Here is a 13834-nt window from a genome sequence, read left to right as displayed (position 1 = left end):
CGAACCTGGCGGTTTGATGCTCATCGGCACACAAGGGCACCTCCAAAAACACCGGCAATCGTCGGCGGGGGACCTTGCTCACGGGAGTGATGACCGTTCGTCAGCGGTGACTGAGAGGTCATTCATTATCGTGGCGTGTAAACTGCGCGCCATCGTGGCTCGCGCGTCACCCTTATTTGCCTTCAGCCTGTCTTTCGAGGTGGCCTTGAAACCCACAGTCTGCCTACGGGATGCGCAAAACCGACCGTATATTGACCGGAACGCCTATTCCGGTCAATACGCCAAAATGGTCAGTTATAAGCCGCGTTGCTTTGATTTACCTAGCTTGCGGGCAATTCAAACAAACGTTTGTATTGGACGCTGAGAGTGGTGTAGATATAATGCGCCACCTAGAGAGAAAGGTGGGTCGTCCCCTGCCCTTTGCATGAGATTGATGCAGGCATTGTGGGACGGATTACCGAACCTCCACCCATTAGAAAAAAAAGCCGTTGAGCCTTGAGTAGGAGATAGCCTGTGGAACGCGAATACATGGAATTCGACGTGGTCATCGTCGGCGCTGGCCCGGCAGGCCTGTCTGCCGCCTGCCGATTGAAGCAGAAGGCCGCCGAAGCCGGTAAGGAAATCAGCGTCTGCGTGGTCGAAAAAGGCTCCGAAGTCGGCGCTCATATCCTGTCCGGTGCCGTGTTTGAACCCCGTGCCCTGAACGAACTGTTCCCGGACTGGAAAGAACTCGGTGCGCCGCTCAACACCCCTGTTGTGCGTGATGACATCTATGTACTGCGCTCCAGCGAAGCTTCCACCAAGGTGCCTGACTTCTTTGTGCCCAAGACCATGCACAACGAAGGCAACTACATTATTTCCCTGGGCAACCTGTGTCGCTGGCTCGCCCAGCAGGCCGAAAACCTGGGTGTGGAAGTCTACCCGGGCTTCGCCGCCCAGGAAGCGCTGTTCGACGAAAACGGCGTGGTGCGCGGGATCATCACCGGTGACCTCGGCGTCGACCGTGAAGGCCAGCCAAAAGAAGGCGTCTACACCCCGGGCATGGAACTGCGTGGCAAGTACACGCTGTTCGCCGAAGGTTGCCGTGGGCACATCGGCAAGCAACTGATCCAGCGCTTCAACCTGGACAGCGACGCCGACGCCCAGCACTACGGCATCGGCCTGAAAGAAATCTGGGAAATCGACCCGGCCAAACATCAGCCAGGCCTGGTGGTGCACACCGCCGGTTGGCCGCTGGACATCATGAGCAACGAGAACACCGGCGGCTCGTTCCTCTATCACCTGGAAAACAACCAGGTTGTAGTGGGTTTGATCGTCGACCTGTCCTACAGCAACACTTTCCTGTCGCCGTTCGACGAGTTCCAGCGCCTCAAGCATCACCCGGTGCTGGCCCAGTACCTGGAAGGCGGTAAGCGCATCAGCTACGGCGCCCGCGCGCTGGCCAAAGGTGGCATCAACTCGCTGCCTAAAATGGTATTCAAGGGTGGCGCATTGATCGGCTGCGACCTGGGCACCATGAACGTGGCCAAGATCAAGGGCAGCCACACCGCCATGAAGTCGGGCATGCTCGCCGCTGACGCGGTGGCCGAGCGCCTGTTCGCCGAATCCGAAGGCGGCGACGAGTTGACCAACTACGTCGACAGCTTCAAGAACAGCTGGCTCTACGAAGAACTGTTCGCCAGCCGCAACTTCGGCCCGGCGATGCACAAGTTCGGCCCGATCCTGGGTGCCGGCTTCAACTGGTTCGACCAGAACATCCTCGGCGGCAAAATGCCGTTCACCCTGCACGACACCAAGCCGGACTACGCCTGCCTCAAGCTGGCCAAGGACAGCAAGAAAATCGACTACCCGAAACCCGACGGCAAGCTGAGCTTCGACAAGCTGAGTTCGGTGTTCATCTCCGGTACCAACCACGAAGAAGAACAACCGTGCCACCTGAAGCTGAAAGACCCGAGCATCCCGATCGGCACCAACCTGCCGCTCTACGATGAACCGGCGCAGCGCTACTGCCCGGCCGGCGTGTATGAAGTGATCACCAAGGAAGACGGCGAGAAGCGCTTCCAGATCAACGCCCAGAACTGCGTGCACTGCAAGACCTGTGACATCAAGGACCCTTCGCAGAACATTACGTGGGTGACGCCGGAAGGTGCGGGTGGGCCGACTTACCCGAATATGTAAATCCGCTGCTTGAACAGAAGGCTCCCAAATGGGGGCCTTTTTTGTAGCCCGGAAAAAGACCCATCGACTCGGTCAAATGTGGGAGCGGGCTTGCTCGCGAAAGCGGTGTATCAGTCACAGATGTTTTGGCTGAACCACCGCTTTCGCGAGCAAGCCCGCTCCCACATTTTTGACCGAATTGTGCCCGGGAGAGTTACGCCGCCCGCTCATCCCCGGGGCTGCGCTCGAAGTAGCGCTTGTACTCCCGGCTGAACTGCGACGTGCTCTGATACCCCACACTGTGGGCCGCCTGCGCCACGCCCATGCCCTCCACCAACAGCAACTGCTGTGCCTTGAGCAACCGCAGACGCTTGAGGTACTGCACCGGCGACAACAGCGTGCAGCGCTTGAAGTGTTCGTGGAAGGTCGACGCACTCATGTGCGCATAACCTGCCAATGTCTCGATATTCAGCGGCTCGGCGTAATGGGCATGCAGGTGATTCAACGAAGTCGCCACCCGCGAAAACTGCCCCTGCTGCTCCACCAACGCCCGCAACACATCCGCCTGTGGCCCGCGCAATGCGGTGAACAATAATTCCCGCACCCGCGCCGGACCCATGATCCGGCTCTCCAGCGGATCGTGCAGGCACTGCAACAGGCGTTCGACACAGCCGCGCATGGCGTCGTCCAGCACCACCGAACTCATCGACTCCAACGTTTGCGCCGCTGGCGGTGGCCCGCTCTGGATCCCCATCGCCATCACCAACTCACCCAGCACCACCCGATCAATGCCCACCGTCACCCCCAACAGCGGCGCATTGGGCATGGCAAAGGTCTCGCATTCGAACGGCACCGGCATCGCCTGGATCAGGTAATGCCCCGCGCCGTACTCCAGGGTACGCGGGCCCAGGTACGCGACCTTGCTGCCCTGGGCGACGATCATCAGGCTCGGTTCATAAATCTGCGGGCCCCGCGCCACATCGCAACTGGCACGCAATACCTGCACGCCCGGCAGGTTCGTGGGCGAGAACCCATCACGGGGTGTCAGGGGTTCGATCAAGGCAACCAACGCGGCATTGGCATCGACATGGCGGGTCAACAACATGGCAAAAACTTCGCGAAAAAGGGGATGAGACCATCATCGCAGGTCTGGCGCCACAACGATCCAATCCAGGTGCACTCCCGGACGAATAGGCATGAGACTCGGAGCAATCGCCATGGCCGCACCCAGGCACGGCGCGGAGAATGCGCCACCTCACCTGTTACTGCACCTGCGAGGTTTCTCCATGTACACCGCCATCGGTTATGCCGCTCAATCGGCCACCACTCCCCTCGCCCCCATGTCCTTCGAACGCCGCAGCCCGCGCGCCGATGACGTGGCGATCGAAATTCTCTACTGCGGCGTCTGCCACTCCGACATCCACCAGGCACGCAACGAATGGGGCATCGCCGTGTACCCGCTGATGCCGGGCCACGAGATCGTCGGTAAGGTCACCGCTGTCGGCGCCAGCGTCACCGCGCACAAAGTCGGTGACCTGGTGGGTGTTGGCTGCATGGTCGACTCCTGCCGTCACTGCGACGCCTGCCACGCGGACCTCGAGCAATACTGCCTCGAAGGCCCGACCATGACCTACGCCACCCCGGACCGGGTCGATGGCAGCAACACCATGGGCGGCTACTCCGACAGCATCGTGGTCAGCGAGCACTTCGTGGTGAAGATCCCGGCCAAGCTCGACCTGGCCAGCGCCGCGCCGATCCTCTGCGCCGGCATCACCACTTACTCGCCGCTCAAGCACTACGGCGTGAAGGCTGGCGACAAGGTTGGCGTTCTGGGCATGGGCGGTTTGGGCCATATGGGCATCAAGTTCGCCAAGGCCATGGGCGCGGAAGTGACGCTGTTCACCCGCTCCGCGAGCAAGGCTGAAGAAGGCCGTCGCCAGGGTGCCGATCACGTGATCGTGTCCACCGACGAAGCACAGATGAAAGCCGCTGCCGGGCATTTCGACTTCCTGCTGGACACCATCCCGGTGCAGCACGACTTGAATCCCTACCTCGACGTACTGCGCTTTGACGGCGTGCACATCCTGGTAGGTTTGATCGAGCCGGTCGACCCGCCCGTCAACGCTGCCAAGCTGGTGATGGGCCGCAAGGTGCTGGCCGGTTCGTTGATAGGTGGGATTGCCGAAACCCAGGAAGTCCTGGACTTCTGCGCCGAGCACGGCATCACCTGCGACATCGAGATGCTCGACATCCGCCAGATCAACGAAGCCTACACCCGCATGATTGCCGGTGATGTGAAGTACCGCTTCGTGATCGACATGGCGACCCTCAAGGCCTGACCAAGATCGTTCCCACGCTCTGCGTGGGAACGCATGCTGTGACGCTCTGCGTCACCGTTGCGCAGGGCTCAAGTGCTGGACGCGGAGCGTCCGAAGCGGCATTCCCACGCGGAGCGTGGGAACGATCACGGCCTGATCAGGCCTTCGCGCCCAACTCCGCTGACAGCCGTGCTGCGACCTGTTTGATCACAGGGATCAGCTCGGCCATTTTCTCCAGCGGCATGTAGGGCACGGTACTGGCGATGCTGATGCCGGCGACGATTCGCCGGCTGGCATCGCGCACCGGTGCCGCGACACAACGGATCGACGGTTCGTTGTCTTCCAGGTCGAACGCATAACCGCCCGCCACGTATTCCTGCATGCGCTGTTCAAACTGCGCCCAGGATTGCTCGGGGTGCTGCGGCCACTGCAGATTCTTCCCGCCCGTCGGCAGGCTGACCTGATACAGGCGCTGCCACTCTTCCACGCTGTCATCCAGCAACAACGCCTTGCCGATCCCGGTGCGCGCCAGCGGCATGCGATGGCCGACGCGCGAGCGCATTTCCGGGCCGTTGCGGCCAGGGTTCTTGTGCAGGTACAGCACGTCGTCGTATTCGCGGATAGCCAGGTGGATGGTATCGCCGGTCAACGCCGACAACTCGTCCAGATACGGCACTGCCAGGCTGACCAAAGGCAGTTCTTCACGGGCCTGGAAACCCAGCTCGATCAATTTGGGACCCAGCAGATAACCGACTTGCGGCACTACGCGCAGGTAGCGTTCTTCCACCAGGCAACTGGCCAGGCGGTGAGTGGTGCTGCGGGTGGTGCCGATGCGCTTGGCGATTTCCTTCAGATCCCGCGCACCGGCCGCCACTGCCTGCACCACGCCCAGGCCACGAAGCAGGGTTTGAGTGCCGGTGGGCGCGGCTTCTTTGACGGGAGTTTGGGCGTTTTCCTGCATATCGGGCCTATTGGGAAGTACGAAAACGGCGAGCATTATGGCAAATGCGGACCAGCAAAACAGAGGAGATCAAAATGTGGGAGCGGGCTTGCTCGCGAAGGCGGTTTTCCAGTTAATGCATACGCTGACTGACACACCGTTTTCGCGAGCAAGCCCGCTCCCACATTGGTCGTGTGGCGCCCTTTTTATCGCTGTTTCATGCGGTCGATAATCACCGCCAGCAACAGGATCGAGCCGCGAATCACGTATTGGTAGAAGGTGTCGATATTCTTCAGGTTCATCGCGTTTTCGATGATCGCCAGAATCAGCACCCCGGCAATCACATGCCGGATCATCCCAATCCCGCCGCTCAGCGACACCCCGCCCAGCACGCACGCCGAGATCACCGTCAACTCGAACCCCTGGCCAATCATCGGTTGCCCCGAGGTCATCCGCGACGCCAGGATCACCCCGGCCAACGCGCCGATCACGCCGTGCACGGCAAAGATGATGATCTTGGTGCGATCGACATTCACCCCGGCCAACAGCGCCGCTTCCTGGTTGCCGCCGATGGCCATGGTGTTGCGCCCGTAGGTGGTGTAGTTCAGCAACCAGCCAAAAAACACAAAGCACAGCACGGTGATGACGATTGGCACCGGCACGCCAAACAGCTGGCCGTTACCAAAGACGAAGAAGTTTTCGTCCATCACGCCGACCGCCTTGCCGTTGGAAAAAATATACGCCAGCCCACGCACGATCTGCATCGTCGCCAGCGTCGTGATCAACGCGTTGATCCGCAGCTTGGCGATCACGATGCCGTTGATCAGCCCCACCACCAGGCCCATGGCCAACGCCGCCGACACGCCGAAGAACACGCTGTCGGTGTCGCGAATCACGATCCCCGCCACCACGCCCGAACAGGCGATCACCGAACCCACCGACAAGTCGAAGTGCCCCGACGCCAGGCAAAACAGCATGGTGCAGGCCGCAATCCCCACGGTGGAAATCGCCAGCCCCAGGCCGCGCATGTTCAGCGGCGAGAGGAAGTTGTCGATGAAGATGGCGCTGAGCACAAAGATGCTCAAGGCCGCCAGCAGCATGACCCAATCATCGAGAAACTTGCGCTGGTTGAACCCCGGCCAGAAGCTTCTTGCAGTTTTTACCTGTGACATACCCACCTCGTATTCTTCAGTCCCGCGTACGCGGAAGAGCCAGTTGCAGCAGCCGTGCTTCGTCCGCTTGATCGCGGGTCAATTCGCCGGTCAGGGCGCCTTCGCTCATCACCAGGATGCGGTCGGAGATGCCCATCACTTCCATCAGGTCGCTGGACACCACGATCACCGCGATGCCACTGGCCGCCAGGTTGTGAATGATCTGGTAGATCTCCGACTTGGCACCGATATCGATGCCGCGGGTCGGCTCGTCCAGCAGCAACACTTTCATCGGCATCGACAACCAGCGGCCGAGAATCGCCTTCTGCTGATTGCCGCCCGACAGGAACAGAATCGGCTGGTCCGCCGACGGCGTGCGCACGTTCAGCGCGCTGATCTGCCGCTGGGCGTTGGTGCGTTCCCAGCCGCCCTGGATCAGCCAGCCGAAGCGCGCATGGTCGCGCCGCGCACTGATATTGATGTTCTCTGCAACGCTTGCGCGGGGCACGATGCCTTCCTTCTTGCGGTCCTCGGGGCAGAGCAACACCCCCGCCGCAATCGCATCCCGTGGTGTCTTGAACGTCTGCGCCTGGCCATGCAGCACCAGGGTCCCCTGGGTGCTGCGGGACAGCCCGGCGAGCAGGCGCAACAACTCTGTGCGCCCGGCCCCCACCAGGCCGAACAGCCCGAGAATCTCGCCCTTGTTCACCTGCAGGCTCACCGGTTCCTGCAACCCCGGCCCGAGCAAACCTTCGACTCGCAGCGCTTCACCGCAGTGCTCGCGCGGCCTGTAGTCGTAGATATCCTGGATATCGCGCCCGACCATGCAGTTGACCAGTTGGTCGACGTTCAACTGCGTCATGTCCTCGAACGTGCGCACGAAGCGCCCGTCCTTGAACACCGTCACCGCATCGCAGATACGGAACACTTCTTCCATGCGGTGCGACACGTAGAGGATCACCCGGCCTTCATCCCGCAGTCGGGCGATGATCACCATCAGCCGCTCGATCTCACGGGCCGAGAGGCTGCTGGTGGGTTCGTCGAACGCAATCACATGGGCGTTGCGCGACATGGCCTTGGCGATTTCCACCAGTTGCCGCTGGCCGAGGGACAGGCTGCCCAGGCGCATGTTCGGATCGATTTCATCCGCCAGGCCCTTGAGCAGTTCCCGTGCCTTGCGCACCATCGCCCCGCGATTGACCACGCCAAAGCGCGACGGCATATGCCCCAGCAGCAGGTTCTCGGCGACGGTCATTTCCGGCACCAGTTGCAGCTCCTGGTGAATCACTGCGATGCCGCTGGCGATGCTGTCGGCCGCCGACTTGAAACTCACGCTGCGTTCGCCCAACTGCAAGCTGCCGCTGTTGGGCGGATAAAAACCGCCGAGGATTTTCAGCAAGGTCGACTTGCCCGCGCCGTTCTCGCCCATCAGCGCATGCACCGAATGGGGCCGCGCTTCGAAGCTGATCTGCGCCAGGGCCTTCACCCCGGGAAACTCCTTGCCGATGCCGTTGAAGCGCAGGCTCTCTGCAGCGGCGCTGTTCATTTCCACAGACCGATCTTGCTCAACTCTTCCTTGAAGTTGGCGCGGGTGATCAGGGTCACGTTATCCAGTGCGGTGAACTTGGCAGGCTCAGTGCCTTTGGTCACCCACTCGAACATCGAGGTCGCAGTTTTATAGCCGGACGCATCGGGGCTGAGCAGCATCGAGCCGTAGAAACCGGTGTCGGATTTCTTCAGTTCTTCGATGGCGTCGGTGCCGTTGATGCCCACGCCAATCACGTTTGTGGCCTTGAAGCCGGCGCTTTCGGTGGCGCGTACGCCGCCCAGTACGGTGCTGTCGTTCATGCCGCCAATCAGCAGGTTTTTCGCGCCGCTGGGCAGTTTCACCAGGGCCGAGTTGGTGGAGTCCATGGCGCCCGGCACGTCGAGGGTTTTCTGCGCGGTGAACAGGATATGGTCAACCGGCAGGCCGGCGGCCTTGAGGCCTTCTACCGAACCGTCGGTGCGCTTCTTGCCGGTTTCCAGCTCGTCGAAGGTATTGATGACGGCGTAGGTGTCCTTCCAGTCCCAGTTGCGATGCTTGGCTTCGGTGGCCATGGCTTCGCCTTGTTTCTGGCCGATCTTGTAGGCGTCCAGGCCGACGTAAGGCACGTCTTCCATGGGCTTGCCCTTGGCGTCGACGAAGCGGTCGTCTACCGCCAGCACTTTGAGGTTATTCAGCTTGGCCTTGGCCATGATCGCAGGGCCCAGGGACACGTCCGGCGGGCAGATCACGAAACCCTTGGCGCCGTTGGCGGCCAGGGTATCGATGGCGGACAGGGTTTTCTCGCCGTCGGGCACGGCGATCTTGATCACGGTGAAACCATGGTCCTTGCCGGCTTTTTCAGCGAAGGCCCATTCGGTCTGGAACCAGGGCTCTTCCGCCTGCTTGACCAGGAAGCCGATCTTTACTTCTTCGGCAGAGGCCAGGCCGCTGAGCGCCATCGTGAGGGCAAGGGTGCCTAGTGTTTTCTTGAGCATGAACCACCTCTTCTTGTTATTTGGAAAAGTTTTAATCGTGGTACATCACCGACCGCCCACCATCGATCATCAGGCAGGTGGCATTGATAAAGGGCGCCTCATCGGTCGCAAGAAACAGTGCCGTCATCGCCACTTCAATCGGCTGGCCGATGCGCTTGGGCGGGTGCAGGTCGAAGGCACGCTGGCGCTCGGCGTGCGGGTCGGCAAAGCCGTTCCAGTAATCGACGTTGAGTTGGGTTTCGATATAGCCCGGCGCGATGGCATTTACGCGGATGCCCTTGGGCGCGTATTCGATGCCCAGCGCGCGGGTCAGCCCGAGCAAGCCGTGCTTGGCCACCGGGTACGGGAAGCAGCCGGGAATGATGTGGCTGGAGTGGGTGGAGGCGATGTTGATGATGTTGCCGATGCCTTGCTCGATCATGTGCGGCAACACGGTACGGCAGCCGTACCAGGCGCCGTCGAGGTCGATGGCGAAGCAGCGGCGCCAGTCTTCGTCGGTCATTTCCAGCGGGTCGCGGAACACGTTGACGCCGGCGCAATTGACCAGCACATCGACGCGGCCAAAGCGTTCGATAGCTACGTCCACCAGGGCGCGCCATTGATCCTTGGAAGTGATGTCGACAGGTTGTGCGTAGATCTCGGCGCCGTGTTCGCGCCAGTGGGCGGCGACCTGCTCGACCTTCTCGCCCTGGATATCACCGATCACCAGGCGCGCCTGCTGAGCCTGGAAGCAGGCGACGATAGCCTCGCCAATGCCTTGGGCGGCACCGGTGATGACCACGACTTTGTTCTTCAGTCGCTCGCCGTAAGTCGGCTCGGGCACCGGAGGTAACGACAACGGTTGTGCCTGCATCGCTTCACCTGTTTTGTTTTTGGTAGTGAGTGCTGATGCGCAAGACTATAAACCCAGAAACCGGAACATCTCAATATATAAATTATCATCCCATATAGTGAGCAAATATATAAAAAAACCGGCTTTAAAAGCCGGTCCTTTATGCACACTTAACCCTGTGCGAAATCCCTGAGGGCGTCGCCTTCCATGCGGTAGCGTACCCACTCTTCCTGGGGCTGGGCACCGATGGATTTGTAGAACGCGATGGCCGGCTCGTTCCAGTCCAGCACGCTCCACTCGAAACGCCCGCAGCCGTTGTCACAGGCGATTTTCGCCAGGTGGCGCAGCAACTTCTTGCCCGCCCCGCCACCGCGTTGCTCGGGGTTGATGTACAGGTCTTCGAGGTACAGGCAGTTGCTGCCCAGCCACGTGGAATAGCTGAAAAAGAACACCGCAAAGCCGATCGGCAAACCGTCGCGCAGGCAGATCAGGCCGTGGGCGGTGGCACCTTCACTGAACAGGCTGCGCTCGATGTCCACCACGCTGGCGATCACTTCGTGCCGGGCTTTTTCATAGTCGGCAAGCTCGGTGATGAAGGTCAGGATCTGCGCAGCATCGCTGGGCACGGCGGGGCGAATCTCGATGGTCATGGGCAGGCCTTGTCAGGGAAAGAGAGCACACATACTAAGGCGCTTTAATGACCGATTGCAGTGCAATTTGATTCGCGGCTAACCTGCAGGCCATCGACCTTTGAGAATCCCCATGCCCTTCACGCCCTTGACCGACCTCGCCGCGACGTTATTGCCTCACGCCCTTGAGCCTTCGGAAGACGGCGCCCACGACCTGTCCCACTTGCAACGGGTGTGGCACAACGTGCTGTCGATCCAGGCAGAGGAAGGTGGCGATCTGGAGGTGCTGCTGGCGGCGGTGCTGCTCCATGACTGCGTCGCGGTGGAGAAGAATTCGCCGTTGCGTTCCAAGGCTTCGAAACTGGCGGCAGGCAAGGCCGGGGAGATTTTGCAGGGGCTGGCGTGGCAGCCCGGGAAGATTGCAGCGGTGACCCACGCCATCGAGACCCACAGCTTTTCGGCGGGCCTGACGCCGGTGACGCTTGAAGCAAAGATTATGCAGGATGCCGACCGTTTGGACTCCCTGGGCATGATCGGCGTGGCCCGCACATTTTACATCGCCGGGCGCATGGGCAGCGGGCTGTATGACCCGGCTGACCCAACGGCGCAGCATCGCGAGTACGACGACAAGCGCTTTTGCCTCGACCATTTCCAGACCAAGCTGCTGCATCTGGCGGGCGGATTTCAGACGCCGACGGGGCAACGCATGGCCCTGGCGCGCCATGAACGGCTGAAGGGATTCATGGATCTGTTCATCGAAGAAATCGGCACGCCATACTCCGCTGCGGGCTAACGCAAGCACCGCGAACCACAGAACAATCCCACGCGCCGTGCATGGTAAAAAGTTGGGCATAAATCCAACAGACGCAAGGCTCCCCCATGCACGCCTCACCTGCGGTTGGCGGAAAACTGTTCGCCCTTTTCTGCCTCGCCAGCTACCTGCTTTCCCTGTCCTATGGCTCGACATTCTTGCTGTCGCTGCTGATCCATTCGCGCGGCGGCAACGAACACGACGCGGGCAGCGTGATCTCCATGGCGATGCTCAGCACCTTTGTGGCGGTGCTGGTTTCCGGGCATCTGGCCGACCTGCTGGGGGCTGCCAGGTCGATCGCCCTGCTCGGCATATTGCTGGTGGTGGCGTGCGTGGGCTTTGCGCTGGCGCCGGGGTTCGGCGAGGGCTTGATGCTTTTTGGCTTGTCGTTGGGGTTGGGCTGGGGCGTCTTCTATACGCTGGGTCCGATCATCGTCGCGATGCTGGTGGAACCGGCGCAGCGGGCCAAATATTTCGCCCTGCTGTCGGGCAGCATGATGACCGGAATCGGCTCCGGGCCACTGCTGGGACGGGCGGCAAGTGCCCTGGATTTTTCGCTGACGGCGGCCTTTCATATAGCAGCGCTGGCGAGCCTGGTGGGTGTGCTGATTTTCTGGCGACTGGGTCGCGCGCTGAGTCAACACACCGCGCCGGTGGCGAAGATTTCCTGGTCGGCCACGCGCCAGGTGCTGTCATCGAAAGCGGTGTTCGCGATCATCATGGTAGGCCTCGGCGGTTGCGTGTTTGGCGGGCTGTCGAGTTTCCAGACCAGCTACGCAACGCTGCACGGGCTGGACTATTCGCTGTTCTTCCTGGGCTTCATGAGTGCGGCGATTACCAGCCGCCTGCTGATCGCCGGCATCGTGGTCAAGCGTGATCCGTATTGGACGGCGTGTGTGTTGTCCGGGTTGATGCTGGTGTCGATTTTCCTGTTCGGGTTCAGGGTCAGCGGCAACTACAGCTACCTGCTGGCAGCCGTCACCCTGGGCGTCGGTTACGGCCTGACGTATTCGGTGATCAATGGTTTGGCTGCGAACGAGGCACCTGCGGGCACCACGTCCCAGGCGTTGCTGTTGTTCAGCCTGGCGTACTTTATCGGGGTGTTCGGTTTCCCGCTGCTGGCGGGCAAGGTCATCGTCGAATACGGCATGCCGACCCTGTTGATAAGCGTGCTGGCGGTGGCGCTGCTCAATTGGCTGATCACGGTGGCGCGGTTGATCTGGCGCCGAATCTCGTCACACAAAATCTTACAAGCGACCTAAGACCGTTCGTCGGTATCGAGGCACGAATCACAAACGAGGGCGGACCAATATCAGGTAAGGACATTAATCATATGGAGACACCATCATGACGACTTCCAAATTTGCCGCCCTCGCCCTCACCGGTTTGCTGTCTGCTGTTTCGCTGAGCAGCTTTGCCGCCTCCACAGGTTCCAGCACCGGCCCGACCGACCCTGTCGGCAGCCCGCCCAACCCGGCCGCCCAGGAGTCGAAGGACTCGATGGGTACCGGCATGGACACCAACGGCGGCGCCATCATCGACAACAGCAGGGACCCACGCACCCAGGGCGACGACACCAATCGCAACAGCGGTGCGGTGCCCAACGGCAAAATGGGCCCAGGTGCCACTTCGCCCTCGATCAACAAGGGTGACGACTCCAACATCCCCGGCGCGCCAAAACAGCCAGCACCTTAATGCGCAAGAAAGACGAACACCCAACCATTTCCCAGTGAAGAGGTATGCATGAACGTCGATCACAACCTTGAAAAAGAAGTCCTCACCCGTCTGCTCCACGCTCATCCCAGTGGGTTGGGCAAAGAAGTGCTGGACAACTACCGAGGTGAAAAAGTGGTGGCCAGCGCCTTGGCCACCTTGCAGGATCGCGGGTGGATCAAGGAAGGCCATGTGACCTGCAACGATGCCGGTGAACATTCGCTGAACCTGCCGATCAAGCTCACCGCGTCCGGCGTGGAAGCGGCTCGCAAGCTTGAAAGCGAAGCGAGCCAATAACACACCTTGCCTGGTCTGGCCCTTGTATCTTGTATGAGGGCCAGAAGGAGTATCGCAATGCCTCGTGGAAGCAAAGCCAAATACACCACCGAACAGAAGCGCAAGGCCGCCCATATCGAAGAGAGTTATGAGCACCAGGGCTTGTCGAAAGAAGAAGCCGAGGCGCGGGCCTGGGCCACCGTCAACAAGCAGTCTGGCGGCGGCGAAAAGGCCGGCGGTTCAGGCCAGCGCAAGGCGCCGGCGAAGAAGTCCCAGGACCGGCATGAGTCGGCCAAGCGGGCTGCGGCCAGTCGTGAGGGGCATCCGCGTAACAGCCGGGTTTCGCTGGGTACGCAGACCAAGGAAAGCTTGCTGAAGGAAGCGCGTGCCAGGGACATTCCCGGGCGCTCGACCATGCGCAAGGATGAGTTGATTGAGGCGCTGAAAAAGGCCGGTTAACGCGGAACAAAATGTGGGAGCGGGC

General features: G+C 60.8%; 14 protein-coding genes. 7 read left to right on the top strand and 7 right to left on the bottom strand.

Annotated features, from left to right (window positions below):
• The first annotated feature begins 513 nt into the window (after positions 1-513).
• Positions 514-2178 (top strand): electron transfer flavoprotein-ubiquinone oxidoreductase, encoded by a 1665-nt coding sequence (locus tag HX839_RS10080; RefSeq protein ID WP_177067007.1) that lies wholly within the window; start codon positions 514-516, stop codon positions 2176-2178.
• A 193-nt stretch (positions 2179-2371) separates the two neighbouring features.
• Here HX839_RS10080 and HX839_RS10075 read toward each other — a convergent pair whose 3' ends face one another.
• Positions 2372-3262, bottom strand: a complete 891-nt coding sequence (locus HX839_RS10075) for an AraC family transcriptional regulator (RefSeq protein ID WP_004371227.1) — start codon at positions 3260-3262, stop codon at positions 2372-2374.
• A gap of 181 nt (positions 3263-3443) precedes the next feature.
• Between HX839_RS10075 and HX839_RS10070 the strand changes: the two genes are divergently transcribed.
• Entirely contained in the window at positions 3444-4496 is a 1053-nt protein-coding gene (locus HX839_RS10070; RefSeq protein ID WP_167663949.1) for an NAD(P)-dependent alcohol dehydrogenase, read from the top strand.
• 136 nt (positions 4497-4632) lie between these two features.
• On the opposite strand, the gene HX839_RS10065 is transcribed toward HX839_RS10070, so the two are convergent.
• From HX839_RS10065 to HX839_RS10040, 6 genes are all read right to left on the bottom strand, one after another.
• Positions 4633-5436, bottom strand: coding sequence for an IclR family transcriptional regulator (locus HX839_RS10065; protein WP_004371229.1), 804 nt, complete (start codon positions 5434-5436; stop codon positions 4633-4635).
• Positions 5437-5621: 185 nt separating this feature from the next.
• Entirely contained in the window at positions 5622-6587 is a 966-nt protein-coding gene (araH, locus tag HX839_RS10060) for an L-arabinose ABC transporter permease AraH (RefSeq protein WP_004371231.1), read from the bottom strand.
• 16 nt (positions 6588-6603) lie between these two features.
• On the bottom strand, positions 6604-8112 hold the full coding sequence (gene araG, locus HX839_RS10055; protein ID WP_004371233.1) for an L-arabinose ABC transporter ATP-binding protein AraG: 1509 nt from the start codon (positions 8110-8112) through the stop codon (positions 6604-6606).
• Positions 8109-9089, bottom strand: coding sequence for a substrate-binding domain-containing protein (locus HX839_RS10050; protein ID WP_008434927.1), 981 nt, complete (start codon positions 9087-9089; stop codon positions 8109-8111). The genes araG and HX839_RS10050 overlap by 4 nt, the downstream gene beginning before the upstream one ends.
• A 31-nt stretch (positions 9090-9120) precedes the next feature.
• Positions 9121-9942: an SDR family oxidoreductase gene (locus HX839_RS10045; RefSeq protein ID WP_004371237.1), complete on the bottom strand. Its 822-nt coding sequence runs from the start codon at positions 9940-9942 to the stop codon at positions 9121-9123.
• 149 nt (positions 9943-10091) lie between these two features.
• On the bottom strand, positions 10092-10571 hold the full coding sequence (locus tag HX839_RS10040) for a GNAT family N-acetyltransferase (protein ID WP_004371239.1): 480 nt from the start codon (positions 10569-10571) through the stop codon (positions 10092-10094).
• A gap of 112 nt (positions 10572-10683) precedes the next feature.
• Between HX839_RS10040 and HX839_RS10035 the strand changes: the two genes are divergently transcribed.
• From HX839_RS10035 to HX839_RS10015, 5 genes are all read left to right on the top strand, one after another.
• Entirely contained in the window at positions 10684-11343 is a 660-nt protein-coding gene (locus HX839_RS10035) for an HD domain-containing protein (protein WP_177067006.1), read from the top strand.
• Between the two features lie 86 nt (positions 11344-11429).
• Complete coding sequence (locus HX839_RS10030) at positions 11430-12623, top strand: MFS transporter (protein ID WP_177067005.1); 1194 nt, start codon at positions 11430-11432, stop codon at positions 12621-12623.
• Between the two features lie 85 nt (positions 12624-12708).
• Entirely contained in the window at positions 12709-13056 is a 348-nt protein-coding gene (locus HX839_RS10025) for a hypothetical protein (protein WP_008434934.1), read from the top strand.
• Positions 13057-13104: 48 nt separating this feature from the next.
• Positions 13105-13371: a hypothetical protein gene (locus HX839_RS10020; protein WP_087692767.1), complete on the top strand. Its 267-nt coding sequence runs from the start codon at positions 13105-13107 to the stop codon at positions 13369-13371.
• Between the two features lie 57 nt (positions 13372-13428).
• Positions 13429-13809 (top strand): Rho termination factor N-terminal domain-containing protein, encoded by a 381-nt coding sequence (locus HX839_RS10015; RefSeq protein ID WP_177067004.1) that lies wholly within the window; start codon positions 13429-13431, stop codon positions 13807-13809.
• Positions 13810-13834 lie beyond the last annotated feature (25 nt).

Source organism: Pseudomonas sp. I8001 (assembly GCF_013385345.1).
Lineage (GTDB): Bacteria > Pseudomonadota > Gammaproteobacteria > Pseudomonadales > Pseudomonadaceae > Aquipseudomonas.
This window is presented reverse-complemented; position numbering and strand designations above follow the sequence as displayed.

What these genes read in the sequence shown, in the direction of transcription:
- araG (WP_004371233.1), bottom strand. Translation starts at nt 8,112, where the DNA reads ATGAACAGCGCCGCTGCAGAGAGCCTGCGCTTCAACGGCATCGGCAAG.
- HX839_RS10025 (WP_008434934.1), top strand. Translation starts at nt 12,709, where the DNA reads ATGACGACTTCCAAATTTGCCGCCCTCGCCCTCACCGGTTTGCTGTCT.
- araH (WP_004371231.1), bottom strand. Translation starts at nt 6,587, where the DNA reads ATGTCACAGGTAAAAACTGCAAGAAGCTTCTGGCCGGGGTTCAACCAG.
- HX839_RS10050 (WP_008434927.1), bottom strand. Translation starts at nt 9,089, where the DNA reads ATGCTCAAGAAAACACTAGGCACCCTTGCCCTCACGATGGCGCTCAGC.
- HX839_RS10065 (WP_004371229.1), bottom strand. Translation starts at nt 5,436, where the DNA reads ATGCAGGAAAACGCCCAAACTCCCGTCAAAGAAGCCGCGCCCACCGGC.
- HX839_RS10020 (WP_087692767.1), top strand. Translation starts at nt 13,105, where the DNA reads ATGAACGTCGATCACAACCTTGAAAAAGAAGTCCTCACCCGTCTGCTC.
- HX839_RS10075 (WP_004371227.1), bottom strand. Translation starts at nt 3,262, where the DNA reads ATGTTGTTGACCCGCCATGTCGATGCCAATGCCGCGTTGGTTGCCTTG.
- HX839_RS10040 (WP_004371239.1), bottom strand. Translation starts at nt 10,571, where the DNA reads ATGACCATCGAGATTCGCCCCGCCGTGCCCAGCGATGCTGCGCAGATC.
- HX839_RS10070 (WP_167663949.1), top strand. Translation starts at nt 3,444, where the DNA reads ATGTACACCGCCATCGGTTATGCCGCTCAATCGGCCACCACTCCCCTC.
- HX839_RS10045 (WP_004371237.1), bottom strand. Translation starts at nt 9,942, where the DNA reads ATGCAGGCACAACCGTTGTCGTTACCTCCGGTGCCCGAGCCGACTTAC.
- HX839_RS10030 (WP_177067005.1), top strand. Translation starts at nt 11,430, where the DNA reads ATGCACGCCTCACCTGCGGTTGGCGGAAAACTGTTCGCCCTTTTCTGC.
- HX839_RS10015 (WP_177067004.1), top strand. Translation starts at nt 13,429, where the DNA reads ATGCCTCGTGGAAGCAAAGCCAAATACACCACCGAACAGAAGCGCAAG.
- HX839_RS10035 (WP_177067006.1), top strand. Translation starts at nt 10,684, where the DNA reads ATGCCCTTCACGCCCTTGACCGACCTCGCCGCGACGTTATTGCCTCAC.